This is a genomic window from Caballeronia sp. LZ008 (genome assembly GCF_031451435.1).
Lineage (GTDB): Bacteria > Pseudomonadota > Gammaproteobacteria > Burkholderiales > Burkholderiaceae > Caballeronia > Caballeronia zhejiangensis.
The window spans coordinates 215,982-242,780 of record NZ_JARUXK010000002.1 but is presented as its reverse complement, the minus strand read 5'-3'; the positions used below and the strand labels follow the sequence as shown (position 1 = coordinate 242,780).

Genomic DNA, 26,799 nt, shown 5'->3' with positions numbered 1-26,799 from the left:
CACGATGCCGAACATCATGTTGCATGACGAAGAAGCGCGCGCGGCGCTCGGCCGGGGCGTGGGCAAGCTCGCGCGGGCGGTACGCGGAACGCTCGGGCCGAAGGGCATGAACGCGATCATCGACCGGCCGATCGGCTCGCCGATCATCTCGCGCGACGGCGTGAGCATCGCGAGCGAGATCGAGCTGGAAGATCCGTTCGAGAACATCGGCGCGCAGGTCGTGCGGGAAGTGTCGAAGCAGACGAACGACGTCGCCGGCGACGGCACGACGACCGCCACCGTGCTCGCCGATGCGCTCGTGCAGCAGGGCCTCGAATGTCTCGCGGACGGCGCGAATCCGGTCGAACTCGTGCAGGGCCTCGAAGCCGCGGTGTACGAAACGATCGACGCGCTCAAGCGTTCCGCGACGCCGCTTTCCGGACCGGAAGAAGTGCGCGCGGTCGCCGTGGTGGCCGCCAACGACGAATTTACCGGCGGTCTCGTCGCCGAGGCGCTGGAGCGCGTGGGCGCTGACGGCATCGTCGATGTCGAATACGGCTCGACCGTCGAGACGCGGCTCGAAGTGGTGGAAGGCATGGCGTTCGACCGCGGCTATCTTTCGCATCACATGGTGACGGACATCGAACGCATGCAGGTCGTGCTCGACAATCCGCTCATTCTGATGACGGATCAGCGCCTGCAAAGCCAGGACGACGTCGCCGCGATTCTCGCGCTCGCGAACGAGCACAAGCGCGCGCTCTTCATCATCGCGGAGGAAGTCGCGCCCGCGTGCGTCGTCACGCTGCTCGCCAATCGCGACAACGGAGGCTTCGGCGTCGCGGCGATTCATCCGCCCGAATACGGCCACTGGCGGCGCGCGATGCTCGAAGACATCGCGATCGTCACCGGCGGGCGCGTCATCGCGCGCGATCTCGGCGGCCGGCTCGACGCCATCGACATGCGCGACTTCGGCAGCGCGCGCCAGGTGCGCGTGTCGTCGAATCAGACGATCATCACGGCGGGCGCGGGCGATCCCGCCGCCGTATCGGCGCGACGCCAGCAGGTCGCGCGGCAATATGACATGGCGCCGGAGAACGTCGAGCGCGACAAGTTCGAAGTGCGCCTCGCGAAGCTCTCGGGCGGCACCGCGATGATCCTCGCGGGCGGAGCGACGCCCGTCGAGCAGAAGCGCCGGCTTCATCTGATCGAGGATTCCATCAACGCGGCGCGCGCGGCGATTGCCGAAGGCGTGGTGCCGGGCGGCGGCACGGCGCTGCTGCGGGCATCGGCGCAACTCGACGGATTGATCGCGCGAAGCCACGGCGCCGCGCAACTCGGCGCGATGCTGCTCAAGCGCGCGCTCGCGAAGCCGTTGTTCACGATCGCGTCGAATTGCGGACTGGACGGCGCGTCGATCGTCGCGCAGGTGGCGAAGGCGGATCGCGCGACCGGACTCGACGCGCGCACCGGCGAGATCGCCGATCTGGCCGCGCGCGGGATCATCGATCCCGTGAAGGTGAGTTACAGCGCCGTGCGCAACGCGGCCTCCGTCGCCGCGCTGATCCTGACGACGCAGACGCTCATCGCGAAGAAGCCCGACATCACCGATCCGACGGCGGGCCCGGCGCTCGGCGCAGGCGCGGAGCTGCTCGGCCGCAAGTAGCGCGCGCTGCTGCGCTGCGACACAGCGCGCGCCGCCAACGGGGGCGTTTTCCCCGAGAGGACGAGAGACGCACGAGGTCTATACTCAGCGGACTGTGCTGCGCAATCGCCGGGCCAAGCCGGCGAATCCCGATGCAGCAGCCCCCGCGAGTCGCGCCGACGCCCGCCGCAACAGCGGGCCGCGCTCCACCTCGCACGGAGGAGACACATGACGAGGCGCCTCATCGGTATGCCGGCTGGCGGCGGTCGCGCGAGCGACCCCTTCGTCGCCGGGTGGACGCGGCCCGACGCAAGCGCCGCCGATCACTCCGACACCGACACCATGCTCGCCTGGGAGCGTTTTCTCGCAGGCGAGATCAGCACGGCCGCGCCGACCGAACTGATCGCATCATGGAAACGAAGTCTGCAATCGGGCGTGAATCCGACGTCGGGGGCAGCGCCGTTCGCCGTGCATGGCGATGCGATCAACACGCTGCGCTGGCGGCATCGCGAACTGCTCGCGGCGTCCGACCGGCTTTTCACGGCCACCGCCGATCTCTTCGCGGATTCGTATTCGATCCTTCTCTTGACCAACGCCGACGGCGTGATTCTCAAGGCGGCCGGCGATCTGCGCACGCTCGACGCCGGCGAAAAGATCCATCTGATGACGGGCGGCGACTGGCGCGAGGCATCGGCCGGGACCAACGGAATCGGCACGGCGCTCGCCACGCGTCAGCCGACTTACGTGCACGGCTCCGAGCACTTCTGCGAAGGCATCAAGGCATGGAGCTGCGCCGCCGCGCCGATCTGCGAACCGGGGACCGGCGCGGTGCTCGGCGTGCTGGACATATCGGGGCCGCCATCGACGTATCAGATCAACAATCTGACGCTCGCCGTCACCGCCGCGCGCCAGATCGAAATGGTGCTCGCGGAGCAGGTGGCGCGCGAGCACATGCGTCTGCTGGCGTTCTGCTTGCAGCGGCTTTCCTCGACGGATGCCGCCGGGCTCATCGCCATCGACCGGCACGGACGGCTCGTGCACACGACGGCGCGCATCGCGCTGCCGGTCAATCCGGGCGAGCGCTTTCCCGGCATGGGCGAGCATTTCCCCGTCGAGGACTGGGCCAATCATCTGCCGCAAGGACTGCGGCCCGAGTGGTTCAATCCGGTCGTCGCGGACGGCGAAGCGATCGGCGCGATGCTGATCGTGCCGCAGCCTTCCGGCCTCTCGAATGCGTCGCGTCTTGCGGGCGGCGCGCGCCGCGTCGGGCCGCAAGTGCAGCCGCGCGGCGAAGCCGACCCGCAACGCAACCGCTTTGAGCAGATCATCTGCCAGAGCGCGGCGATGCAGCGCGCGATCGAACGCGGACGGCAGCTTGCGCGACGGCGCGTGCCGGTGCTGATCGAAGGCGAAACGGGCGTCGGCAAGGAGCTGTTCGCGCGCGCGATCCACGGCGAGGAATCCGACGAAGGCCCGTTCGTCGCCTACAACTGCGGGGCGGCGTCGAAGGAACTGATCGGCGCGGAACTCTTCGGCCACGTGCGCGGCGCTTATACGGGCGCGACGGCGGAAGGACGTCCCGGACGATTCGAACTCGCGCATGGCGGAACGCTGTGCCTCGACGAGATCGGCGAATTGCCGCTGGAACTGCAGCCGGTGCTGTTGCGCGTGCTCGAAGAAGGGGTGATCTATCGGCTCGGCGATACGCAGGCGCGTCGCGTGGATGTGCGCCTGCTCGCCATGACGAATCGCAATTTGCGCGAGGAAGTCGAGTGCGGGCGATTCAGGGCGGACCTTTACTATCGCGTCGGCGTCACGCGGATTCGCATTCCGGGCCTGCGCGAGCGCGATGGCGACGTCGATCTGCTGATCGATCACTTCAACCGCTCGCTCGCGCTGCGTCACGGCGTGCCGGCGCGGCAGTTTCCCGACATCGTGATGGAAGTGCTGCGCGCCTATTCGTGGCCGGGCAACGTGCGCGAGTTGCGCAACGTGGTCGAGAACCTGTTGCTGACATCGAATGACGAGCGCGTCGCGCTGGTCGAGCTGCCGCCGGAAGTGCTCGATGAATCGCCGACCGTGCGTGACACGGTCATGTCGAACGCGACGCCCGGCGCGGGCAGCCTCGAGGAAACCGAGCGCTTCGCGATCGCGCGTGCGTTGCGGCATGCGCAGGGCAACATGGCGCAGGCGGCGCGCGCCCTAGGCGTGTCGCGCAGCACGCTGTATCGCAAGATGGAGCAGTATCGGCTTGCGGTCGACGAAAAGCGTTCGTAGCGCAAGCCGTTCTCGGATATCGCCAGCGCGCCGCGCCCTTACCGCAGCGAATAAAAAGTAACACCCGGTAAGGTTTGACGCGAAGTGTGCATTCATCGGGCATTCGATCTGTCGAGGCATGCCATATCGTTCGATACGGCGACTCAATCCGCCGACGCCCAATGAACGAACACATCTCTGAGAACGAACCAAACATGAATACACGAAAGAAGCTGCACAGCCCATCCATCGACTTGCGGCGCTGCGCGCGTCTCGTTGCGTGCGTGATGTTGACGTCGCTCGGCGCGATGACTGCATCGCATGCCGCGAGTTTTCGCTGTCCGCATGACGCGTCCGCGTCGGAGCGGCTCGTCTGTGCGGACCCGGAACTTTCATCGCTCGACGATAAGCTGGCCGCCGTTTTCCGCGAGGCGCACGACGCGACGACCGACGCGACCGCGCTCGATGCGGATCGCGTGGCGCAATGGCAATGGCGTCAGCGCAACTGCAAGGACAAGGCGTGCGTGACCGACTGGTACACGCGCCGCATCTCCGAGCTGCAAGCGGACGTCGCGCACGGAAAGAAGCAGACTGCCGAGCACATCAAGTACGGCATCGCCGAACAGCGGCTTGCGCCGTCGGCGGAAGCGGCCGTGCTTCGGATGAAAGGGCTGGACGGCGGGAAGGATGAACCGGCCGGCGCTGAATCGAAGACATCGGCCGATGTCGAAAAGAAGAGCGCCGTCGTCGGACAGGTGAACGTCGAACGGCTTCGCGCGGCGTCATCCGCACACTACGAGACCGCTGCTGCCGCTCCGTTGATGAACGCGAACATCACGCACAATCCCGCGCTTTCGACGCCATGCAAGAGCGACTGCGCGCAGCGGCAAGTGCGTATCGCTTTCTAGTTTCGGCTTGATCCGGTGAAGGGCGACGTGGAGGAACGCGTCGCCCCGAGCGCGTCAGCAGGCCAGCGCGCAGTAGATTCCGCCGAGCGTGCCCGCCGCGCCCAGACCCATTCCCAAAGCGATGTTTCCTACGGTGGTGGCGCATCCGCCGAGCATGAAGGCGAGCAGCAACGCGATGAGGGAAGTAATGAGTTTGCGCATGATGTAGCGATTCGGTTTGCGGTAGGCGGGAGAGACGTCTTCGACGTGCGGCATACGAGGCACGAGGCCGGAGCCGATCGTAGCAACGGCCAGTCGCATCCATTGCGCGGAAAAGACGTGGAAGCAGCGCGGCTCTTACCAACTATTTCGTGTTCCGCATTGACCGATGACCGCACCGCTGGCGGATAGGAGCCGTCGGCTTCTGTCATCATGGAGTCGCTTAGGCGAATCCAGGGGTGTCATGTCAGATCTCGAGCATGAGAACGAAATCCGCGAAAATGCGATGCACGAACGCGCCGCGAGCGAGGAGCACGACGAATCGGCGGTCGGCCGCACCGGCCCGCTGAACGAAGCGGCGCTCCTCGGGCGCAAGACGCCGCCGTGGCCGGATTCCGCGGCGGCCAATCCCGGTCAGCACGCGCCCGCCGGCAAGCCCGGCACGATGCGCGCATTGGCCGGTCTGCTGTTCGGCCTCGCGCTGCTCGTCGCGGGGAACGGCCTGTTTCAGACGCTGATTCCCTTGCGCATCCTTCAGTCGGGCTATTCGACGTTCGTCACGGGGCTGATCCAGTCGAGCTATTACGCCGGATTCATATTGGGCGCGGTCGTCAATCGGCGGCTGATCGATCGCATCGGTCAGCATCGGACGTTCGTCGCGTTCTCGGCGGCGGCGTCGATTCTCGCGCTCGCTTTCGGCGCGGCGCAGTCGCCCTGGGTGCTGGGCGGCGTGCGCCTTCTCACGGGCGTCGCGTTCATGGGCTTGTACACGTCCGTCGAAAGCTGGCTCAACGGCACCGTCGACAACGAGAAGCGCGGCCAGGTATTCGGTCTGTACGCGGCGATCAACTATCTGGCAGTGGGCAGCGGCCAGTTCCTGCTGAATGTGGGCGCGGGGTCCGGCGCGCAGCAGTTCTCGATCAGCGCGGCGCTCTTTGCGGCGGCGGTGTTGCCGGTCACGTTGATGGAAGGCTGGCCGGTGAAAGTGAACGATGCGAATCTCGATCGCGTGCCCGCGCGAAGCTGGGGAGAGAGCCTTCGCGAAATGATGGCCGTGGCGCCGCTCGGCGTGCCGGGCTGCATACTGACCGGCTTCATCTACAGCAACTTCTATGCGCTGATGCCCGTCTATCTGCAACGCTCGGGCTTCACGACGGAGGAACTCGCGACGTTCATGGGCGTTGCGCTGATCGGCGCTTTGCTGCCGCAGTTCCCGATGGGACGGCTGTCTGATCGCATCGACCGGCGGCGTCTGGTTCTATGGACCTCGTTGACATCGGCGGTGTTGAGCCTCGTGCTGTTCTGCCTGGATTTTCGCATCGTCACATGGTGCGCGACGCTGGCTTATGTCGCCGTGACGTTCACGCAATACGGGCTGATCGTGTCGCATGTGCAGGACCGCACGGAGTCGCATCTGCGCGTTGCAGTGTCGGCGATGCTGCTCGTGCTCTTTTCTCTCGGCGGCATGACGGGACCGACGCTGGCATCCGCGTTGATGACGCTCATCGGGCCGAGCGGACTGTTTCTCTTCAATGCGCTGTCGTGCGTATTGCTGGCGCTGAGTGCAAGGCACGCGCTTAGGCTATCCGCGCGGGCGGCCGGATGAAGCTCCCGTTATTTCCGCCCGGTCGTTGCTTCGCTCAGTCATAAACGATAACCTTGATTCGTTCGTGATCCGTCGAATGCTGGTCAACCGGAGACAACCGTCCCGTGAAGCGAGCCTGGTGTTTCTCCTGCATCGTCGCGTTGAGCGCGGTCGTCGGCGGTTGCAACAAGGACGGATCGCAAAAAGCCGCATCGGAAGCGGGTGCATCCGCGAGTCAGGCGGCGAGTCAGCCCGCGTCGGCCGCGAGCGGCGCGGCAGCGGCATCGGGCGCGCAGCCGCACGGCGCGCTCGCTGCCATCGCCCGCGCGCAGTTGCCCGCGGAAGCCGCCGAAACGCTCCGTCTGATCAAAGCGGGCGGCCCGTTCCCTTTCAGCGAGGACGGCGTCCTGTTCCGCAACAGCGCGACCTTGCTGCCGGAACATCCGCGCGGCTATTACCGTGCATACACGGTTCGCACGCCGGGTTCGGCGGATCGCGGGCAGCGCCGGATCGTATGTGGCGGGCCGCGCAAGCAGACCCGCGACTGTTACTACACCGACGATTACTACTCGAGTTTCAAGCGCATCACCGAGTAATCGAAGACGTAGTCCAATGCGCCCGTTGGATCAAACCGAACGCTTCGCCGTGGCGCGCGAGGTCTTCGCGACTTCGCCGCTCGCATCCAGCACGGCGCCGCCCGTTTCGCGCGCGGCGTCATTCGTCGCATCGGCCAGATTCGTGATGAGCTCGCCGGACGATTGCGCCGCCGTCTGCGCGTCATCGGCGGCGGCGTTCGCCATGTCGCCGAACTTGATGCCATTGCGCTCGTACTGATTGCGCACTTCGCTCAGGATGTCGTCCTGCGTCGATGTGATGATCGACAGCACATGCTGGCCATACGATGCGGCCTTCTGAGGAAACTGCGCCAGCATGACCGATTGCCATCCGAGGACGTCGCCGGCGCCGGCTTCATCGCCTGCGCGCAGAAGCGCATTGCTTTCGTCGATGACCGTGCGAACCGTCTGCACGTTCAGTTCACCGAGCGCCTGCATGCCGCTTGCGAAGCGTCCCGTCATGTTGAGGAATGCCTGCAAATTGGCGCGCGCCAGCGACGGAACCTGATACGCGAAATAACCGGGATACTGAAACATTGACCGCTCCTTTTCAAAGTCGAATGTAAATCGGTAAAAGGAAATGCGGCGGCCGGACGCGGGCGATTCCGCGCGTTCCTGCACGCGCGGAGTCGATGGGTTTGTACGTTGCGTCTGACCGGCTGACCACGATATGACAGTTACGTGCATATCCGATGAAAATACGGCGAGAAACGCCGATGTCATGCAGCCGTATTTCCCGTCTCAGACGTGAGCGATGCGCGGTGGTTCCCGCTTCAGCCAGTCGCGCAGCGGATCTGGTCCAGCGGGAAGCCGAGTTCGTTGGCGGCGTCTTCGAGGTCGCTCAATGCCTGGCCGAAGACTTCGCCGATTTCTTCCTTGCCGACGAATAACTTTCCCGACCATATGTGTCCCTGCGATGGCGGAATGGCCAGTAGCGTGATCTTGTCGTGGTCGTCGTGCATCGCGGTTTCTCGTGACCCGTGAGAGGAGAAGGCCTTGGTCGATAGCAGATGCATTATCGGTCCGGCTGTGGGCCGAAAACTTAGCGGTCGGTCGTCCGTAACCCGTCCTTATGGAACACGACGCGTCGATGCTTTCGCGGAATGCTCGTTGCTGAAAGGAGCACGAGACTTCATTCATCCGAGGCAAGCATGGACGACTCCCAAACCGTCTATATCGGCAGCGAAGATCCGGACTCGCTCGACGCGCGCATTCTGTGCGACGAACGCTCGGCCTATCACGCGGCGCTGACGGGCGAAAGCGGGCAGCAGTGCGTGGCCGATGACGATCTGCGGAGCATCCGCGCGCGCTACGTGGTGGCGCGCAACGCGATGGGCGAAGCAATGGGATGCGGCGCGATCCGGCGGCAGAGCTATCACGCCGCCGAACTGATGCGGCTCTACGTTCGCCCGCAGTATCGCGGGCTGGAAGCGATCATCCTGTCGTATCTCGAAGAGGAAGCGCGTCTGCTCGGCTATCACACCGTCTGCGTCGTGACGACGCCGGGCGAGTCGAATGCATCGCACTTTTGCGAAGCCAGCGGGTATCGCCGCACGCCGGCCGATGAGCGCGGCGCCGTGTGCTTCGAAAAAACGCTGCTCGATTCCGTCTGACTTTCAAAAGATGCATGCGGCATGCCGGTTGCTTTGCCGGTGAGCGCACATGCGCAACGCAAGCGCGAGCGGCGAAATCGCGCAACCGGGAGGGAATCGTGGACGAACAGAAAGAGCAGGACCGCATCCGTCGACGTGCGTATGAGATCTGGGAGCGCGAAGGCAGTCCGGATGGTCGCGCCGAAGAGTTCTGGCAACAGGCGCAGGCGTCGATCGAAGCAGAGGACGGGCCGGATCAGTCCGGGCGCGAAGCAGAGGCACACGGCGACGCGACGATCAAGTAGCGTCGCGTCGCAAGCGCGCGCTCATTTCAGCAACGTCATCTGCAGCACCTTGAAGATCACGAGCCCGACGGCGATCACCAGATAGCCGCGCAGCACGCCCATCCAGATGCGCGTGGCGAGCGTCATTTTCTGCGGGGCGAGCGTGTCGAGCGGCGGCATGCGCCATGTGTCGCGTTGCGCGCGATCGACGCTCGTGTGCGTCGCTTGCGCCGTCTTCGTCGTTTGTGCAAAGGCGCCCACGCGACGCAGCAGCACGCTCGCCGCGAAGCCGGCGATCGCCAGAACGGTGCCGCCGGCGAGCACGCCGATGATCGTCTCGCCGCTGATGTCCGGATACATCACGGCGGCCGTCAGGATGATCGACAGCATCACGAGCACCCAGATGACCGAGCCCGTGAACAGGTTCAGCTTCTTCGAGTTGACCCACGGACCGAGCACGGCGCGGTCGTTGCAAAGCAGCAGCAGGAACACGGTCGCGCTCGGCAGCAGCACGCCCGCGAGCGTCTGCACCGCTTCGGTCAGCAGGCCGAGCGGGCTGCCCGGAATCAGCACGATCGCGGCCGCGAGCGCGACGATGCCGAAGTAGACCAGATAAAAGCCCTTCGCGTCGGCCACGCCGCGATGCAGCGAGTGCCGGATCTTGAAGACGTCGCCGATGGCGTACGCGGTCGACAGCGACACGGCCGCCGCGCCGATGATGCTCGCGTCGAGCAGCGCGACCGCGAACAGCGTCGCGCTCGTGCGGCCCGCGTACTTTTCGAGGCCGGCGATGACGCCGCCGGCATCGGTGAAGCTGCCGAACTCGGGATGCCCGGCGAACAGCGCCGCGGTGAAGCTCATCATCGCGACCGAGCCGATCAGCACGAACGCAATGCCGATCCACAAATCGGCCTTCTCGTACTTCATGAAGCGCGGCGTGATGCGCTTGTCGATCACGTAGCTCTGCTGGAAAAAGAGCTGCCACGGCGCGACCGTCGTGCCGACGATGCCGATCACGAGCAGCATCACGTCCGACAGCTTCGCGTGCGCGGGCCAGTTGGGCACGAGAAAATCGCGCGTCATCTGCGACACCGGCGGATGTATCGCGACGAGCACCGGCACGAGCACGAGGCTCAGCACGCATAGCACGACCGCGAAGCGCTCGAAGCGGCGGAAGTCGCCGGTGCTGACGGCGGCCATCGTCAGCGCGGCCGCGACGCAGACGCCCGCGACCTTGGGCAGCCCGAAAAAATCGAGCACGAACGTGATGCCGATGAACTCGGTGACGATCGTCAGCGCGTTGAGCAGGAACAGATCGATGACGCTGAACGCGCCCCAGAACTTGCCGAAGCGCTGGAAGATCAGCCGCGCATGGCCGACGCCCGTCACTGCGCCCAGACGCAGCACCATCTCCTGATTCACGTACAGCACGGGCACGAGCAGCAGCATGGTCCAGAGCAAGCTCGTGCCGTAGTTCTGGCCCGCCTGCGTGTAGGTGCCGAACGCGCCTGCATCGTTGTCGCCGACCATCACGATGAGGCCCGGCCCGAGTATCGCGAGAAGCGTGCGCAAACGCGCCCGCCAAGACCCGCGCGGCGCCGTGTCGTGATGCGCGATGGAGCCGAAGGCGCCGCGAATATCGCCGACGTGCGCATCGTCGAGCACGGCGCTGCGTGGCGGGACGCCCGGTGGAGAGACGTTGGTTGGCGTGGACATGATGCACCCCGTGGCAAATATTGTTTATCTGACTTGACCGCCGTCCGGCCCGCGGATGACCGCATGCGCGCGCTTGGCGACAGGCGCGCGCGCACGGCCGACTGCGAGGCGGCGGCAGAACCAGACGGCGGACGCACGGCGGCATCACGCCATCTGGGGCGGATCGAGGTGCACGTTTGAGTGACTGCGAAGTACTACGGCGCGCACCGCTTGCCTGGGTGACAAACGGCGGCGTTGAAAAGGCGCGGACGTGAGTCGCTCAGGCGGAGATTTCGTTCGAAGGTCGACTACTGCAAGTGTCCAAGGCATTCGCCCAATCGTTGAAGATTGTGGATTTTATGGACCGGTTGAAAACCGCGTCAAGCGATGAATGTCCGTTGCGCGAAAATAATTCCGGCTCGCGTGGCGCTGAAATGTTTGCCCTTGAAGGCACGCGCGCGAACCTTTCAACGCGCGGCGTCGCCGTGCATGCGAAGCGCGGACTTCAAAAACCTCAGGCGCGTTTCGTTTATTCGGTGGATCGCACGCACGAGGCGCGCGACGGATGCGGATCGGGACGGAGGATCGTATGGTGACGGACATTTCGCTGCGCGGCGCTGCGAAGCGCGTCGGCTGAACGCGAGGCCGGTGCGCCGATGGCCAGCAACGATGCCGTAGCGCAGAAGCCGCTCGCGAGCGTCGACACGCCGCTCGGCGACGACCTGCGCTTTCTGAGCCTTTCCGCGCGCGCGGAACTCGGGCGCATGCCACGCATCGAGTTGACGCTCGTCTCGAAGCGCGCGGACCTCGACTTCAGCCGCATCCTCGGCAAGCGCGTGAGCGTGTCGCTCAACGTGCCGAAGGCGAAGCCGCGCGTGTTCGCCGGCTATGTCGTGGGCTTCCGGCAAGCGGGCATGCGCGGACGGCTCCACATCTACGAGGCGGCGGTGCGGCCGTGGCTGTGGCTGCTCTCGCGGCGCAGCAATTGCCGCATCTTTCAGAACAAGACGGTCGAAGAGATCGTGAAGGCCGTGTTCGCCGATCCCGTCTACAAAGGGCTCGAATTCGGCGAGATCAAATGGAAGGCGAGCACGCGCGCGCATCCGCCGCGCGAATACTGCGTGCAGTATCGCGAATCGGACTTCAACTTCGTGAGCCGGTTGCTCGAAGACGAAGGCATCTACTACTGGTTTCAGGACAAGGATGGCAAGGAGTCGCTGATCCTGACCGATACGCTCGCCGCGCACGAGAGCGTCGCGGGCTGCGAATCGCTGCCGTACGGCGCGGTGCAGGCGGCGGCGCCCGACATCGAATTCGTCAGCGAGTGGCGCACGCATCGCGCGATCGAAACGCATAACTGGCTGCTCACCGATTACGACTTCAAGCACCCGTCGCGGCCGCTGCAGAAGCAGGCCGCGAAGCACATGCAGGGCTTCGACGCGTTCTCCGGGCTCGAACATTTCGACTATCCAGGCGGCTATGTGGAAGCGGATCACGGCGAGAGCCGCGCGAAGTCGCGTGCGGACGAATGGCGCATCGAAGGCAGCGTGCCCGACGATCCCGGCATCAACTGGCATCAGGTCGAGGCGCGCACCAACAGCAAGAACGTGCGCGCGGGCGCGCTGCTCAAGCTGACGCGGCATCCGCGCGCGGACCAGAACACGCAATATCTCGTGACGCGCACGCGTTACGAGATCGAACTCGCCGATTACGAAGCCTTCGACGGCGCGCAGGCGAATCGCTGCGAATGCTGGTTCTCCGCGATCGACGCGAAGCAGGCGTTCGCGCCCGCCCGCACGGCGCGCAAGCCGTTCGTGCAGGGACCGCAGACGGCGGTCGTGGTCGGGCCGGGGGGCGACGAAATCTACACCGATCAATATGGCCGCGTGAAAGTGCAGTTTTTCTGGGACCGGCAGGGCAAGCGCGACGAGAACAGTTCGTGCTGGATCCGCGTATCGCAGCCTTGGGCGGGGAAGGGCTGGGGCGCCATCGCGATTCCGCGCATGGGCCAGGAAGTGATCGTCGATTTTCTCGAAGGCGATCCCGACCGGCCGATCATCACGGGACGCGTCTACAACGCCGAACAGATGCCGCCTTACGATCTGCCCGCGAACATGACGCAGTCGGGCATCAAGAGCCGGTCGAGCAAAGGCGGAAGCGGCGCGAACTGCAACGAACTGCGTTTCGAGGACAAGAAGGGCGCCGAGCAGGTGCTCATTCATGCCGAGAAGAATCAGGACATCGAAGTCGAGAACGACGAGACGCACTGGGTCGGGCATGACCGCAAGAAGAACATCGATCACGACGAAACGACGGTCGTCAAGCACGACCGCACCGAAACCGTGGGCAACAACGAGAAGATCGACGTCGTGATGAACCGCACGGAAACGGTCGGCGTGAACGAGAGCATCACGATCGGCGCGAACCGCACCAAGACCGTGAAGGCGAGCGAGACCGCGACGGTTCTCCTGCAACGCACGCACAGCGTGGGGATCAACGAGACGATTACCGTCGGCGCGGCGCAGGAGGTGACGATCGGCGCGTTCCAGGTGGTGACGGTCGGCGCGTATCACACGGAGACGATCGGTGCGAGTCAGACGGTCAGCGTCGGCTCCGGCCAGACCGTCACGGTGGGTTCGGATCAGACCGTGAGCGTCGGCGGCAACCAGGCGACGAGCGTAACGGGCGATCAGTCGCTCAGCGTCGGCGGCGGGCAGACGGTGTCGGTCGCGAAGGACGCGAGCGAGTCGATCGACGGCGCGCAGTCGAGCACGGTGGCGAAAGGGCGCACGACGTCCGTCGGCGAGGATGACGCGCTCAAGGTGGGCAAGAACCTCACGATCAACGCGGACGAATCGATCAGTCTCGTTACGGGCGATGCCAGCATCGTCATGAAGAAGGACGGCACGATCCAGATCAAGGGCAAGGACATCAGCCTCAAGGGCAGCGGCAAGATCAGCGTGACGGCGGATAGCGACATCGTGATGAAGGGAAGCAAGATTCTTCAGAACTAGCGCGCCATGGTTCCCGTTTCGAACGGCGATGCGATGACCGTTTCGATATGGCCCGACACGACCGGCCTTCCCGCGTCCGCCAAGTCTTATATAAGACATAAGACATAAGACGTTTGACGCAACGCAGCGTCGCAATTAGAATAGCGGGCAACGCAGTGCCCAGAACATCCCGGCTTGTTTGCAAAGCCTTCACTGAAACGCAAAGGCAACGGTCCCCCCATGCTGGAAAACTTTCGTGCTCATGTAGCCGCGCGCGCCGCGCTCGGTATTCCTCCGCTGCCGCTGACGGCGCAGCAGACCGCCGAACTGGTCGAGCTGCTGACGAACCCGCCCGCAGGCGAAGAGCAGGCTCTGCTCGATCTCATTACCAACCGCGTGCCCGCCGGTGTGGACGAAGCCGCGCGCGTCAAGGCGGGCTTTCTTGCCGCCGTGGCCAAGGGCGAGACCGCCTGCGCGCTGATCTCGCGCGCGCGCGCCACCGAGCTGCTCGGCACGATGCTGGGCGGCTACAACATTCAGCCGCTGATCGAATTGCTCTCCGACGCCGAAGTCGGCACGGTGGCAGCGAACGCGCTGAAGAAAACCCTGCTGATGTTCGACCAGTTCCACGACGTCAAGGAACTGGCCGACAAGGGCAATGCCAACGCGCGCGCCGTGCTGCAAAGCTGGGCCGACGCCGAATGGTTCACGAGCCGTCCGGAAGTGCCGCAGAGCCTGACCATCACCGTGTTCAAGGTGACGGGCGAAACCAACACCGACGACCTCTCGCCCGCGCCGGACGCCACCACGCGCCCCGACATCCCGCTGCATGCGCTCGCCATGCTGAAGAACGCGCGTCCCGGCATCACGCCGGAAGAAGACGGCAAGCGCGGTCCGGTCAAGTTCATCGAATCGCTGAAAGAGAAGGGCCATCTGGTCGCGTATGTGGGCGACGTGGTCGGCACGGGTTCGTCGCGCAAATCGGCCACCAACTCGGTGCTGTGGTTCACGGGCGAAGACATTCCGTTCATCCCGAACAAGCGTTTCGGCGGCGTGTGCCTGGGCGGCAAGATCGCGCCGATCTTCTACAACACGATGGAAGATGCCGGCGCACTGCCGATCGAACTCGACGTGTCGAAGATGGAAATGGGCGACGTCGTCGAACTGCGTCCGTACGAGGGCAAGGCGCTGAAGAACGGCGAAGTGATCGCCGAGTTCCAGGTCAAGTCCGACGTGCTGTTCGACGAAGTGCGCGCCGGCGGCCGCATTCCGCTGATCATCGGCCGCGGACTGACGGCGAAGGCGCGTGAAGCGCTGGGTCTGGCTCCGTCGACGCTGTTCCGCCTGCCGCAGCAGCCGGCTGACAGCGGCCGTGGCTTCTCGCTCGCCCAGAAGATGGTCGGCCGCGCGTGCGGTCTGCCGGAAGGCCAAGGCGTGCGTCCGGGCACGTATTGCGAACCGAAGATGACCTCGGTCGGCTCGCAGGACACCACCGGCCCGATGACCCGCGACGAACTGAAAGACCTGGCGTGCCTCGGCTTCTCGGCCGACCTCGTGATGCAGTCGTTCTGCCACACGGCGGCTTATCCGAAGCCCGTCGACGTGAAGACGCATCAAACGCTGCCGAACTTCATCAGCAACCGTGGCGGCATCGCGCTGCGTCCGGGCGACGGCGTGATCCACTCGTGGTTGAACCGCATGCTGCTGCCGGACACCGTCGGCACCGGCGGCGACTCGCACACGCGCTTCCCGATCGGCATCAGCTTCCCGGCGGGCTCGGGTCTCGTCGCCTTCGCGGCCGCCACCGGCACGATGCCGCTCGACATGCCGGAGTCGGTGCTCGTGCGCTTCAAGGGCAAGATGCAGCCGGGCGTCACGCTGCGCGATCTCGTCAACGCGATCCCGCTGTACGCGATCAAGGCGGGCACGCTGACCGTGGCCAAGCAGGGCAAGAAGAACATTTTCTCGGGCCGCATCCTCGAGATCGAAGGTCTGCCGGATCTGAAGGTCGAGCAGGCGTTCGAACTGTCGGATGCGTCCGCCGAGCGTTCGGCCGCCGGTTGCACGGTGCATCTGAACAAGGAACCGATCATCGAGTACCTCAACAGCAACATCACGCTGCTGAAGTGGATGATCGCGCAGGGCTATCAGGACCCGCGCAGCCTGCAGCGCCGCATCAAGGCTATGGAAGCATGGCTCGCCGATCCGCAACTGCTGCAACCGGATGCGGATGCCGAATACGCCGCCGTCATCGAAATCGATCTGGCAGACGTTCACGAGCCGATCGTGGCCTGCCCGAACGATCCGGACGACGTGAAGACGCTGTCGGACGTGGCCGGCGCGAATATCGACGAGGTGTTCATCGGTTCGTGCATGACGAACATCGGTCACTTCCGCGCGGCGTCCAAGCTGCTTGAAGGCAAGCGCGACATTCCCGTCAAGCTGTGGGTCGCGCCGCCGACCAAGATGGACCAGAAGCAACTGACGGAGGAAGGTCACTACGGCGTGTTCGGCACGGCGGGCGCGCGCACCGAAATGCCGGGCTGCTCGCTGTGCATGGGCAATCAGGCGCAGGTGCGCGAAGGCGCGACGGTTATGTCGACGTCGACGCGCAACTTCCCGAATCGTCTCGGCAAGAACACGAACGTGTATCTCGGCTCGGCGGAATTGGCGGCCATCTGCTCGCGTCTGGGCAGAATTCCGACGAAGGAAGAGTACATGGCCGACATGGGCGTGCTCAACGCCAATGGCGACAAGATCTATCAGTACATGAACTTCGACCAGATCGAAGACTTCAAGGAAGTCGCCGACACCGTGCAGATGTAAGCGTGCTGTCGGGCTACGGCGAGCGGTTTCGTCGTAGCGTCGCGCAATGGCGCCGCGGGCTGAACGCCCGCGGCGCTTTTTTTTGCGCGAGGGTCGTCGAATGGATTACCTCATATGTGCGCGCCCGTTTTCTACGCGCGTTCACTTGTTCGCCCCGTATGTCGGCGACGCCAGAGTTTCATGATGACCTTATAGGCGACGATGGCCACAAGCAGGTCGACTGTCGTCATGGACAGAATGTAGAGCATCTCCGCATCCTCGACGCCCACTGAGTCAGCGATGACGAGCAGGACGTGCTGTTGCGATTCGGTCATCGGCAACGGATAAGTGTGCACGTAACGCACCGCCAATAGAAACAGGCCGCTGAAAAGCGCTACCTTGATTAGCTTACGGACAAGTGTTGCCAACAGTGATCACCTCGATCCAGCCATACGCTTGCAGTCCGGAAGTGCCTGCCGCAATGGATGTCGTCTGTAAAAGGGCTTGGCGAAGTCGTTGAAAATCTGCCCGGCTCTTCAGCGTAATGCAACCATATGAAACGCCTTGGCCACCGATCGGGTGAAGGCGAAAGTTGCCGCGCTTGATTCCATTTACCCAAGTCCAGTCATCGATCAGCCCGTCATCCCGGTAAAGAGCAAACCAGTCGCCGTGGCTGGATGGATTCCCGGTTACAGTGTTCCATGCGTCTTTCGCCCACGCTTGAGCTTGAGATTTGATCCCGCCGGCCGGACGCTCCACGATCCAATATTTGCCGGCAGGGATAGGGCCTGCTCCGCGCATCGCAGTGCAACCCCCGCGGTTGCGATAGTTATCGTTCCCGGAAAACGCCTGAAACGCCCCGACACCAGCCATGACAAGCGTCAGCATCGGCGCATTATCGACCACGAACTTGCCCTGCAGAGCCATCTCGTTCCCCCGAGCCTAGCGTTCCGTCCACGCGTCGGAGAACTTGATGTTGCCGTCCAGGTAGTGCCAGGTGATGTTGTCATACATGAGCGATACGGCCTCGACGTGATTGAGCGGGCTCATGCTGGCGATCTTCGTGTTCGCGAAACCGGGATGAACGCCGGCCACTTTCACGCCCTCCAGCAGCATCGTGAAGTAGTTTTCCTCCCGGCCCGCGTCATTGATCCGATAGAACCTGATCTCGGCAGATCGAAGGGTTTGCCCTTTGGCAACCGCTTTGTACAGATACGGGCTGGCCGCATCGAACTCTTTTTCGATCGACATGGGCGCGTGTATGCGCGTGCCGGTAATCCTGCCGGCGTTGCCATCGACCGGAAGCGTCAGGCCGTGTCCAAAGCCGATGATCTCGATGCTGCCCTCGCGCCCTTGCACGGAGACACTGCCCTTGATCGGCGAACCGCCATCGTCCTTCAGCCACATGTATGCGGGAATCGGCATGGTTGTTTCGCTTAATTCGTTGGGAAGCCCAAACAATGGAGTAAGACACATCAACAGCGCAATACGCTTTTTCTTAACAAGGTCGATTGAGTGGCGAAGTAGACAGCGCATGATTCTGTCGCCGTCGCGGACGAAAACGAGCCGCCCCGATATCATCCCCAATCCATCAGCCCAACCCTGCCGACATCCATGGAAAAAGCTTTCAGCGACGCCGATCGCGAAGCCGTCTACCGCGCGATCCGCGAGCGTCGCGACATGCGTCACTTCGTCGGCGATCCGGTGTCGCCGCACGTCATGCAGCGCCTCATCGACGCCGCGCTGCACGCGCCGAGCGTCGGCTTCATGCAGCCGTGGCGCATCCTGCGCATTACCTGCGCGAACCTACGCGCGCGGTTGCGCGATGCGGTCGAACGTGAACGCGTGCTGACCGCCGATGCGCTCGGCGAACGCCGCGATTCGTTCATGCGGCTCAAGGTGGAAGGATTGCGCGAGTGCGCCGAAGTGCTGGTGATGGCGCTGATGGACGGCCGCGAGCATCATGTCTTCGGACGGCGCACGCTGCCCGAGATGGACCTCGCTTCCGTCGCGTGCGCGATCCAGAACATGTGGCTCGCGGCGCGTGCCGAAGGGCTGGGAATGGGCTGGGTCTCGCTGTTCGATCCCGTGGAAGTCGCCGCGCTGCTCGACATGCCCGCCGGCGCGCGGCCCGTGGCCATTCTTTGCGTCGGGCATGTCGAACGCTTCTACGATGCGCCGATGCTCGAAAGCGAGCGTTGGGCGGCGCGCCGTTCGACAGAGGAATGCGTCTTCGAGAATACGTGGCCGTCTCGGAAGGACGGATGAATTTTTTCGCGATATCTGTCCATCGGCGCACGGCCCGCGCGTCATCGTGATGGCGCCCGGATGATCCGGCCGCATCGACCTTGTGACGGAGGCTCACATGCACTATCTGCTGATGATCTATTCGGACGAAAACCGCTGGAACCAGATGACCGACAGCGAGCGGCAGCAGGGCGTCGCCGCGTATCAGGCGTACACGGAATCGTTGAAGAAGGCGGATGCGCTCGTCGGCGCGAACCGGCTGCAGCACACGAGCACGGCCACGACGGTGCGGCTCGTCGACGGGAAACCGCAAGTGCTCGACGGGCCGTTTTCCGATACGAAGGAGCAGCTCGCCGGCTATTACCTGATCGACGTGCCCAATCTCGACGCGGCGATCGCGTGGGCGTCGCGCTGTCCCGGCGCGGCGCACGGCCTCATGGAAGTGCGTCCGGTGTGGACCGCGCCTTACGATGCGCCATCCGCCGGATGAGCGAGCCCGCTGACGGCGCGAGCGCGGTAGCGGAATTGGTCGCGCGACGCAGTTACGGCAAGCTCGTCGCGCTGCTGGCGATGCGTACGCGCGACGTCGCCGCAGCCGAGGACGCGCTCGCCGACGCGTTCGCGGCCGCGCTCGCGGACTGGCCGAAGCGCGGCTGCCCGGCGAATCCCGAAGCGTGGCTGATGACGGTGGCGCGCCGCCGGGCGATCGACGGCGCGCGCCATCGCCGGGTCGGTGACGACGTCGCGCATCAACTGACGATTCTCTCCGGCGAAATCGACGAGCACGAAGCCGGCGCATTGCCCGACCGGCGGCTCGGGCTGCTGTTCGCGTGCACGCATCCCGCGCTCGAGGCCGCGATCCGCACGCCGCTGATGCTGCAAGTGGTGCTCGGGCTCGAAGCGAAGACGATCGCTTCCGCGTTTCTCATGTCGCCCGCCGCGATGAGCAAACGCCTCGTGCGCGCGAAGAACAAGATCCGCGAAGCCGGCATTCCGTTCAGCGTGCCGGAGCGCGAAGACTTGCCGGGCCGTCTCGACGCGGTGCTCGAAGCCGTGTACGCGGTGTATGCCGAAGGATGGACGGATCCGCTCGGCGGCGATGCCGCGCGGCGCGATCTGACCGGCGAGGCGCTGTTTCTCGCGCATCTGCTCGTCGACTTGCTGCCCGATGAACCGGAGACGCTCGGCCTTCTTGCGCTGATGCTCTACGCCCAGGCGCGATGCGACGCTCGACGCGATGCGGCAGGCGACTACGTGCCGCTGTCGGCTCAGGATCCGTCGACATGGAACGCGCCGATGATCGACGCAGCCGACAGGCTGCTGCGGCGCGCGAACGCTTTCAACGCGATCGGACGGTTGCAGCTGGAGGCCGCGTTGCAGTCGGCGCATGTGCATCGCTGCCGCACGCATCGGCCGAACTGGGACGAGATCGTGCAGCTCTACGATGCGCTGTTCGGGATCGCGGCGTCGCCGGTGGTGGCGGTGAACCGCGCGCTCGCGCTGGCGAAACGCGACGGCGCGCGGGCGGCGCTCGATGCGCTCGCGCCCTACGCGGACGATCCGCGCCTCGCCGACTATCAGCCGTATTGGGCGGCGCGCGCCGATCTGCTCGCTCGCGTCGGCGCGACGGACGAGGCGCTCGCCGCCTACGATCTCGCGATCGGACTGGAGCGCGATCCGGCGGTGCGCCGGTTCTTGCAGCGCAGGCGCGCCGCGGTGTCAGCGGGCGGGCGATGAACGCTCGGTTCCAGGCGTCGCGGGCTGCGCCGCGTTTCGCACATGCGTCAGATCGACCACGTTGGTTCCGTCGCCGTGATCGTATCCATCGATGTGGGGCAGCGCCGGCACGGTGTCGTCCTTCTCCAGCCAGTTGTCGCTCTTGTACGTGGCCGAGCGCGCCTGCATGTAGCCGTAGCGATCCGCGGCGATCGCCTGAAGCTGCGACGCGTCGCGAACGATCACCGGCCTCAGGAAGATCAGAAGGTTCGTCTTCTGCCGGCTTTTCGTCTCGTGCCTGAATAGCGATCCGAGCACCGGAATCTTCGAAAGCCACGGGATTCGGGAATTGCCGTTCGTGTAGTTGTCGCTGATCAGTCCGCCGAGCACGACGATCTGGCCGTCGTCCGCGAGAATGGTCGTCTGCAGCGAGCGCTTGTCGATGCTGTAGCCGCCCGCCTGATCCGCCGTGCCGTTCTGCACGCTCGAATCTTCCTGATAGACCTGCAGCGTCAGCGTTCCGCCCTGATTGATCTGCGGCTTGACGTTCAGCATCACGCCGACATCCTTGCGGTCGTACGTGTTGAACGCCGATACCGATGACGAGCTCGTCGTGTTCGTCGAATAAGACCCGGACTCGATGGGAACATTGGTGCCGACGAGAATGCGCGCCTCGTGATTGTCGAGCGTGACGAGGCTCGGCGTCGACAGCACGTTGACATCCGAGTTCGACTGCAATGCGCGGAACAGGCCCTTGGTGCCGAGGATATTGCCGAATCCCGCGACCAGGCCGACGTTCGTCGTGGTCGCGGCGACGGACTGCAGCCCCGCAGCCGTCAGCCATTCGATGCCGAATTCGCCTTCCTTGTCGGAAGCCACTTCGATGATGAGCGATTCGATATACACCTGAACCTTGCGCTGATCGAGCCGCGCTATCACGGTGGCGAGGTTTCTGAACACCGGTTCGGGCGCGGTGATGATGAGCGAATTCGTGGACACGTCCGCGACGACTTCGCCGCTTCCTTGCTCGTCCTTGTCATCGCCCGAGCGCGATTGCATCCCGCCGAAAGGGCTTTTCGAGGAAGACGCCGACGATGACGTCGCGCTCACCGACGATGCCGAATCCGTGCCGCCCGGCAGCGGCGGCAGCGTGCCGTTGCTGCTCGGAAGCCCCGACGAGCTTTGATTGCCGCCGCCGTTGCCCGAGCCCGATTGCGAATCGCCGCCGCCTGTCTGGCCGAGAATCCGTCGCAGCGTCTTGGCGATATCGGTGGCGTCGGCGTTGCGCAGGCTGACGATATGAATGTTGCCCGGCGCGCGCGTCGGCGTGTCCAGCTTGACGATCAGCGATTCGGCGTCGGACAGCCGCGCGGCGCCGCTCGACCGAAGCACGACCGCGTTGCTTCTCGCGTCCGGCGTGACGACGACCTTCTGCGTCGGATCGCTGTTGCCGATGCCGTTCAGATCCAGCAACTTCTGCGCTTGTTGCGAGACGGCCGTCGCATCCGCGAAATTGAGCTGCACGACCGCGATATGCGGGCTCGACGCCCCTTCGATGCCCGCGATGATCGACGCGATCCTGCGCACGTTATCCGCATAATCGGTCACGATCAGCGTGTTGTTGCTCGGGTTGGCGGCAATCGTGTTGTTCGGGGAAATCAGCGGCCGCAGCGTCGGCAGGATACTGTTCGCGGACTCCCTGCGAAGCTGAAATACCTGCGTGACGATCTGATCGCCCTTCGCGACGGGCTGATTGCCGACATAGGTCGGCACGCCCTGAACCTTCGCTTCCGATTCCGGCACGACCTTGAGTACGCCGTGATCCTGCAATAGCGCGAAGCCCTGCATACGCAATGCGGATTGCAGCGTCTTGAGCGCTTCGTCTTCGGGAACCGGATTCTCGGAGACGAGATCCAGTTGTCCCTTCACGCGCGGATCGACGATGATCGTCTTGCCCGTGGCGAGTCCGATCGCGCGCACGACCTCGTTTATATCGGCATGCGAAAAATTCATCACGACGGCGGCGAACGGCGCACGCGGATACGCAACGAGGAAAGTCATCCCCGCGACGAATGCGGTTCTTGCAAGAGATCGCGACAGGGCGCGGCGAAAACGGTCTTGGATCGGGAAAGTTGTCAAATCGGCGGGCGATGTAGTTGGCTTCAGCGCAGACAGGAAATACAGGCAAAAAAGCGCGCTGCGGGGACTATACGTGCCGTTCGATGACTAAAGGACTACAGGTAAGGTTTCGATAGGATTGCAGAGCCGTTCAAGGCGCGCGATGACGGTTCGACTATCACAAGATGTTTCGCAATCCTTCTTTAGAGCGAAGGCACTCGCACCGATCGACGACACAACCTGTTTCCCGGAGAAATAGTTGGTAAGAAGATCGTCGCGTGCGAGTGCCGGGCGCGCTTACTTGGCCGCGCCGACGAGCTTGAACGAGTCGAAAGCGGGATCGATGGGCGTGTGGCCGATATGCGTCAGCGCTTCCGCGACGAGCGGCTCGCACGCGCTGTAGTCGGAGTTCATGCTGTCGACGTGCGCCTGGGGAAAGTTCACGGACAGCACCTTGCCGCCCCAGCGTTCGGTGGTCGCGGTCATGCTGCACTTGCCGGCGCCGCCGATCTTCAGATCGAGCAGGATCACGTTCATTTCGAACGCCGCATCCGAATTCGAGAAGTTCCACTGCATCACCATGCGGTCGCCCGGCGTATTCGTATCCACGAGTTTCATCGTCTTGTCGGGAATGCCGACCGCTGCGACGAGATCGAGAACATTCGATCCGATGAGCGCGCCGGAATCGCTGCGCGCCTCATGTGTCCGGTAAGCCGCGCATCCGGAAAACAGCGTCACGAACAGCAGAAAAATCAGGGTGAAAGGCCGCACGACAACTCCTCCGTCGAAGTAGATGGAATCCCGCAATTGGAAGAAATGCAGAGTGGGCGCCGTGAAAACGGGCGCGCAGACGGGAACCAGCAAGAAGGCGACCCAGGCGGCCGCGCGGCGCGTTTGTCTCTCGCCGATTGCCTTTCGGAATATTTCACGGCGGTCCGCGTGAGGTATTAGCTACCGCTCCATCAACGTCCATCGGGCAAAGTCGCCGCGACGGGCATCAAGAATCCGTTTGCGCCGCCGACATATCGTGCATGGCCTCCGGTGCCACACACGAATAGCCCCCGCGAATTGCGAGGCTCATCACCGCCGGACGCCGCAACGTCAAAGATGCGCGCGCAGCCAGTCCCATGCGAGCGGCCCGCAGATCACGCCCCACGTAAGCAAGCCGATGACGATGGCCACCGTGACCGCCGCGCTGCCGCAGTCCTTGGCGCGTCCGGAGAGTTCATGACGTTCGAGCGAAATGCGGTCGATCGCCGCCTCGATGCTCGAATTGATCAGCTCGACGAGCAGCACGAGCAGCACCGAAGCCGCGAGCAGCACGCGCTCGGCGGCGCCCACGTGCACCGCGAACGCGATCGGCAGCAGCACGGCCGCGACGCACACCTCCTGGCGAAACGCGCTCTCCTCGCGCCAGGTCGCGGCGATGCCGTCGCGCGAATGGCGCAACGCGAAAAGGCCGCGCAGCAGGCCGCTGCGCTTGACTGCGGGCTTCGCGGTCCGCTCGGCGTGGCCGGATTTTTCGGATGCGGAAGACGTAGCGGATGAAGAACGGGATCGAACCATGTCGCGATATGGCGCTTTTTTTGATGAAGGACGGCTGAGGTGATACAAATTGTCACAAATTATGCTACTGTTGCGTCCGCTTTTCAGCGGCAAAGGCGCGTCATCGCACAGACCGGCGGGATGAACGCAGCAGCCGCACGACCGCACCCGCGTCGCGGATCACGCACGCCCCGACGCCTCGCTTCGTGCATCGCACGCTTGCCCCGATTCTTTCCCGCTCTTGCTGCATTCGTCCCGGTTGCCGCGCGCGCCGCTCGCCTGGCGATCCGATTGTCGTTGCGCCTCCGTCACGATGCCATAGCGGGCAGCGCGGCGCGCGGCCGTGAATTCCGTAGCTGACTCGCCGATGAAACCAGTCGTCTCGTTCTGCCTCTCGCTGGCGATGGCCGCCAGTGCGCTTTTCGCCGGCGTCTGCGCCGAAGCGGCGCCGCCGGCCGTCAATCCGGACGCCGCTGCCAGCGCCGACGCCGGCTCGATCCACGTCCCGTTCTCCGCGCTCGGCGCGTATCAGCCGATGCATCTGCGCGGCCTCGAAGATACGCGCTCGATCGTGCTCGGCGTGCGGCTCGACCGCGTCGTGACCGGCGCGCGCCTGCGTCTGCGCTACACGTATTCGCCCGCGCTCCTGTTCGCGCTGTCGCACGTCAAGGTGTCGATCAACGGCGAAGCGATCGCCACCGTGCCGTTCGACAAGGAGCACGCCGGCGCGATGCTCACGCAGGACATCCCGCTCGATCCGCGCCTGCTCACGGACTACAACCAGTTCGGGCTGCGCTTCATCGGCCATTACACGCTCGATCATTGCGAGGATCCGGCGAACACGGCGCTGTGGGCCGACATCAGCCCGACGAGCGAATTCATCCTCGATACCGCGCCGATCAGGCTGCCGAACGATCTCGCGCTGCTGCCCGCGCCGTTCTTCGATGCGCGCGATGTGAGCCGTCTCACGCTGCCGTTCGTGCTGCCCGCATCGCCGGACAGCGCGACGCTCAAGAGCGCGGGCGTGCTCGCGTCGTGGTTCGGCGCGCTCGCGGATTACCGTCAGGCGCGCTTCCCGGCGATGAACACGCTGCCCCCGAACGACCACGCGGTCGTCGTCGGCACGCGCGCGCAATTGCCGGCGGGTCTCGCGCTGCCCGATATCGACGGGCCGACGATTCTCGTCGCCGACAATCCGGCGTCCAAGGATCGCAAGCTGCTCGTCGTGACCGGCCGCAACGGCGCCGAAGTCGACGATGCCGCGTATGCGCTCGTGCTCGGCCGCACGGCGATGTCCGGCGATGCGGCGAAGGTCGCGCATGTCGACATCGGCCAGCCGCGCGAACCGTACGACGCGCCGCGCTGGATGCCGACGAATCGCCCGGTGCAGTTCAAGGAACTCGTCGACGACGTGTCGCAGCTTCAGGTCGCGGGCAGCGAGCCGGAGCCGATCCGCCTGAACCTGCGCGTGCCCGCCGATCTGTTCTCGTGGAACAGCGTCGGCGTGCCGCTCAATCTCAAGTACCGGTACACCGCGCCGACGGTGCAGAACAACTCCGCGCTCGCCATCGACATCAACGAGCAACTCGTGAAGTCGTTCCGGCTGCCGCCCGCCAAAACCGATGACACGCAAGGCCGCCTGCAATTGCCGCTGCTTTCGGGCGCGCCGGGCGGCACGGCCAACGCGCTGGACATTCCGGCGTTTCGCGTCGGCAGTTCGAACCAGCTGCAGTTGCGCTTCAACCTCGATTCGCAGAAGCAGGGCCTGTGCGCGGGCGTGCCGACCAACCCGGCGCGGGCGGCGGTCGACCCGGATTCGACCATCGACTTCTCCGGCTTCGTGCATTACGCGCAACTGCCGAATCTCGCGTACTTCGCGAACAGCGGTTTTCCGTTCACGCGCTACGCCGATCTGTCGCAGACGGCCATCGTGATTCCCGCGCGTCCCGCCAATGCCGAGATCGAAGCGATGCTGACGATGCTCGGCCACATGGGCCAGTGGACCGGCTTTCCGAGCCTGCGCGTGACCATCGCGCGTCCGGACGATGTGCCCGCGCTCGCGCAGAAGGATCTGCTCGTGATCGGCGGCGCGCCGTCGTCGCCGGTGTTTTCGCGCTGGCACGATGCGCTGCCGCTGTCGATCGCGGGTTCGGCTGCGGGAACGCCGTCGAAGGAGGGCATCGCGCGGGCGTCGTTCTCGGTCGGCGAGCATTGGCGCGATGGCGCGCGCGTCACGCACGGCGGCGCATCGCTGGATCAGAACGGGCCGCTCGCGGCGCTGATGGGCTTCCAGTCGCCCGGAACGAAGGGGCGCAGCATCGTCGGGCTCGCGGCGACCGGCGACGGCCATCTCACCGATCTGCTCGACGTGCTCGAACGCGCGGATCGCCTGTCGCAGATTCAGGGCGATGTCGCGCTCGTGCGGCACGGCGGCGTGGACAGCGCGCGCGTCGGCGAGACGTATGTCGTCGGCTACGTGCCGTGGTACGCGAAGCTGTGGGGCCACGCGATCCGTCATCCGGCGCTGCTCGGCCTCGCCGGCGCGCTGGCGGGCCTGCTGCTCGCGATCGCGGCGTTCGCGGCGCTGCAGGAACTGGCCGCGCGGCGCCGGGGTATCTGAGC

At 64.7% G+C, this 26,799-nt stretch carries 24 protein-coding genes; 14 read left to right on the top strand and 10 right to left on the bottom strand.

Annotated elements, in window-relative coordinates:
- Positions 1-4 precede the first annotated feature (4 nt).
- The 3 genes from QCE49_RS15460 (at position 5) to QCE49_RS15450 (ending at position 4,785) form a co-directional block, all read left to right on the top strand.
- Entirely contained in the window at positions 5-1,642 is a 1,638-nt protein-coding gene (locus tag QCE49_RS15460; RefSeq protein WP_008345844.1) for a molecular chaperone GroEL, read from the top strand.
- Between the two features lie 207 nt (positions 1,643-1,849).
- The gene (locus QCE49_RS15455; protein WP_175982205.1) at positions 1,850-3,898 is read left to right on the top strand and encodes a sigma-54-dependent Fis family transcriptional regulator; all 2,049 of its coding nucleotides are present in this window, start codon (positions 1,850-1,852) and stop codon (positions 3,896-3,898) included.
- 194 nt (positions 3,899-4,092) lie between these two features.
- The gene (locus tag QCE49_RS15450) at positions 4,093-4,785 is read left to right on the top strand and encodes a lysozyme inhibitor LprI family protein (RefSeq protein ID WP_175982204.1); all 693 of its coding nucleotides are present in this window, start codon (positions 4,093-4,095) and stop codon (positions 4,783-4,785) included.
- A gap of 54 nt (positions 4,786-4,839) precedes the next feature.
- On the opposite strand, the gene QCE49_RS15445 is transcribed toward QCE49_RS15450, so the two are convergent.
- A complete protein-coding gene (locus tag QCE49_RS15445; protein ID WP_144403548.1) occupies positions 4,840-5,085 on the bottom strand; it encodes a hypothetical protein in 246 nt (81 codons plus the stop codon).
- A 142-nt stretch (positions 5,086-5,227) separates the two neighbouring features.
- Between QCE49_RS15445 and QCE49_RS15440 the strand changes: the two genes are divergently transcribed.
- Both QCE49_RS15440 and QCE49_RS15435 read left to right on the top strand, forming a co-directional pair.
- The gene (locus QCE49_RS15440) at positions 5,228-6,589 is read left to right on the top strand and encodes an MFS transporter (RefSeq protein ID WP_175982203.1); all 1,362 of its coding nucleotides are present in this window, start codon (positions 5,228-5,230) and stop codon (positions 6,587-6,589) included.
- A 104-nt stretch (positions 6,590-6,693) separates the two neighbouring features.
- Positions 6,694-7,164, top strand: a complete 471-nt coding sequence (locus QCE49_RS15435) for a ribonuclease (RefSeq protein ID WP_250459648.1) — start codon at positions 6,694-6,696, stop codon at positions 7,162-7,164.
- 30 nt (positions 7,165-7,194) lie between these two features.
- Here the strand turns inward: QCE49_RS15435 and QCE49_RS15430 are convergent, their stop codons facing one another.
- Positions 7,195-7,719 (bottom strand): phasin family protein, encoded by a 525-nt coding sequence (locus QCE49_RS15430; protein WP_250442174.1) that lies wholly within the window; start codon positions 7,717-7,719, stop codon positions 7,195-7,197.
- A 236-nt stretch (positions 7,720-7,955) separates the two neighbouring features.
- Positions 7,956-8,144 carry a hypothetical protein gene (locus tag QCE49_RS15425; protein ID WP_250459647.1) on the bottom strand — a complete coding sequence of 63 codons (189 nt, stop codon included), beginning with the start codon at positions 8,142-8,144 and terminating at the stop codon, positions 7,956-7,958.
- A 189-nt stretch (positions 8,145-8,333) separates the two neighbouring features.
- On the opposite strand from QCE49_RS15425, the gene QCE49_RS15420 reads away from it, so the two are divergent.
- Together QCE49_RS15420 and QCE49_RS15415 are read left to right on the top strand one after the other, a co-directional pair.
- Complete coding sequence (locus QCE49_RS15420) at positions 8,334-8,795, top strand: GNAT family N-acetyltransferase (RefSeq protein ID WP_250437819.1); 462 nt, start codon at positions 8,334-8,336, stop codon at positions 8,793-8,795.
- Positions 8,796-8,893: 98 nt separating this feature from the next.
- A complete protein-coding gene (locus QCE49_RS15415; protein WP_033535677.1) occupies positions 8,894-9,079 on the top strand; it encodes a DUF2934 domain-containing protein in 186 nt (61 codons plus the stop codon).
- A gap of 21 nt (positions 9,080-9,100) precedes the next feature.
- Here the strand turns inward: QCE49_RS15415 and QCE49_RS15410 are convergent, their stop codons facing one another.
- Positions 9,101-10,774 carry an Nramp family divalent metal transporter gene (locus QCE49_RS15410; RefSeq protein WP_250459646.1) on the bottom strand — a complete coding sequence of 558 codons (1,674 nt, stop codon included), beginning with the start codon at positions 10,772-10,774 and terminating at the stop codon, positions 9,101-9,103.
- A 296-nt stretch (positions 10,775-11,070) separates the two neighbouring features.
- Between QCE49_RS15410 and QCE49_RS15405 the strand changes: the two genes are divergently transcribed.
- The 3 genes from QCE49_RS15405 to acnB all read left to right on the top strand — a co-directional run bounded on the left by QCE49_RS15405 (position 11,071) and on the right by acnB (position 16,572).
- Entirely contained in the window at positions 11,071-11,349 is a 279-nt protein-coding gene (locus QCE49_RS15405) for a hypothetical protein (RefSeq protein ID WP_250459645.1), read from the top strand.
- 60 nt (positions 11,350-11,409) lie between these two features.
- Complete coding sequence (locus tag QCE49_RS15400) at positions 11,410-13,767, top strand: type VI secretion system Vgr family protein (protein WP_250459644.1); 2,358 nt, start codon at positions 11,410-11,412, stop codon at positions 13,765-13,767.
- Positions 13,768-13,986: 219 nt separating this feature from the next.
- Positions 13,987-16,572, top strand: coding sequence for a bifunctional aconitate hydratase 2/2-methylisocitrate dehydratase (gene acnB / locus QCE49_RS15395; RefSeq protein WP_250459642.1), 2,586 nt, complete (start codon positions 13,987-13,989; stop codon positions 16,570-16,572).
- 131 nt (positions 16,573-16,703) lie between these two features.
- Here acnB and QCE49_RS15390 read toward each other — a convergent pair whose 3' ends face one another.
- From QCE49_RS15390 to QCE49_RS15380, 3 genes are read right to left on the bottom strand one after another with little or no spacing between them, the layout of a single operon-like run.
- Complete coding sequence (locus QCE49_RS15390) at positions 16,704-16,979, bottom strand: hypothetical protein (RefSeq protein ID WP_250442176.1); 276 nt, start codon at positions 16,977-16,979, stop codon at positions 16,704-16,706.
- A complete protein-coding gene (locus tag QCE49_RS15385) occupies positions 16,960-17,478 on the bottom strand; it encodes a DUF2778 domain-containing protein (protein WP_250459640.1) in 519 nt (172 codons plus the stop codon). Before QCE49_RS15385 ends, QCE49_RS15390 begins: the two co-directional genes overlap by 20 nt.
- Before the next feature lie 15 nt (positions 17,479-17,493).
- Positions 17,494-17,976, bottom strand: a complete 483-nt coding sequence (locus QCE49_RS15380) for a type VI secretion system tube protein TssD (RefSeq protein ID WP_008345816.1) — start codon at positions 17,974-17,976, stop codon at positions 17,494-17,496.
- Positions 17,977-18,165: 189 nt separating this feature from the next.
- Here QCE49_RS15380 and bluB point away from each other — a divergent pair, with 189 nt between their 5' ends.
- The 3 genes from bluB to QCE49_RS15365 all read left to right on the top strand — a co-directional run bounded on the left by bluB (position 18,166) and on the right by QCE49_RS15365 (position 20,535).
- Positions 18,166-18,819 (top strand): 5,6-dimethylbenzimidazole synthase, encoded by a 654-nt coding sequence (bluB, locus tag QCE49_RS15375; protein ID WP_008345813.1) that lies wholly within the window; start codon positions 18,166-18,168, stop codon positions 18,817-18,819.
- 97 nt (positions 18,820-18,916) lie between these two features.
- Complete coding sequence (locus tag QCE49_RS15370; protein WP_008345811.1) at positions 18,917-19,288, top strand: YciI family protein; 372 nt, start codon at positions 18,917-18,919, stop codon at positions 19,286-19,288.
- Positions 19,285-20,535, top strand: coding sequence for an RNA polymerase sigma factor (locus QCE49_RS15365; RefSeq protein ID WP_250459637.1), 1,251 nt, complete (start codon positions 19,285-19,287; stop codon positions 20,533-20,535). Before QCE49_RS15370 ends, QCE49_RS15365 begins: the two co-directional genes overlap by 4 nt.
- Here the strand turns inward: QCE49_RS15365 and QCE49_RS15360 are convergent.
- The 3 genes from QCE49_RS15360 to QCE49_RS15350 form a co-directional block, all read right to left on the bottom strand.
- Positions 20,518-22,575, bottom strand: a complete 2,058-nt coding sequence (locus QCE49_RS15360) for a secretin N-terminal domain-containing protein (RefSeq protein WP_250459627.1) — start codon at positions 22,573-22,575, stop codon at positions 20,518-20,520. The genes QCE49_RS15365 and QCE49_RS15360 overlap by 18 nt on opposite strands.
- Before the next feature lie 354 nt (positions 22,576-22,929).
- Complete coding sequence (locus tag QCE49_RS15355) at positions 22,930-23,403, bottom strand: hypothetical protein (protein ID WP_008345806.1); 474 nt, start codon at positions 23,401-23,403, stop codon at positions 22,930-22,932.
- Positions 23,404-23,733: 330 nt separating this feature from the next.
- Positions 23,734-24,198 (bottom strand): diacylglycerol kinase, encoded by a 465-nt coding sequence (locus QCE49_RS15350; protein ID WP_250459625.1) that lies wholly within the window; start codon positions 24,196-24,198, stop codon positions 23,734-23,736.
- A 346-nt stretch (positions 24,199-24,544) separates the two neighbouring features.
- Here QCE49_RS15350 and bcsB point away from each other — a divergent pair, with 346 nt between their 5' ends.
- Positions 24,545-26,797, top strand: a complete 2,253-nt coding sequence (bcsB, locus tag QCE49_RS15345) for a cellulose biosynthesis cyclic di-GMP-binding regulatory protein BcsB (protein WP_309806138.1) — start codon at positions 24,545-24,547, stop codon at positions 26,795-26,797.
- The last annotated feature ends 2 nt before the right edge of the window (positions 26,798-26,799 follow it).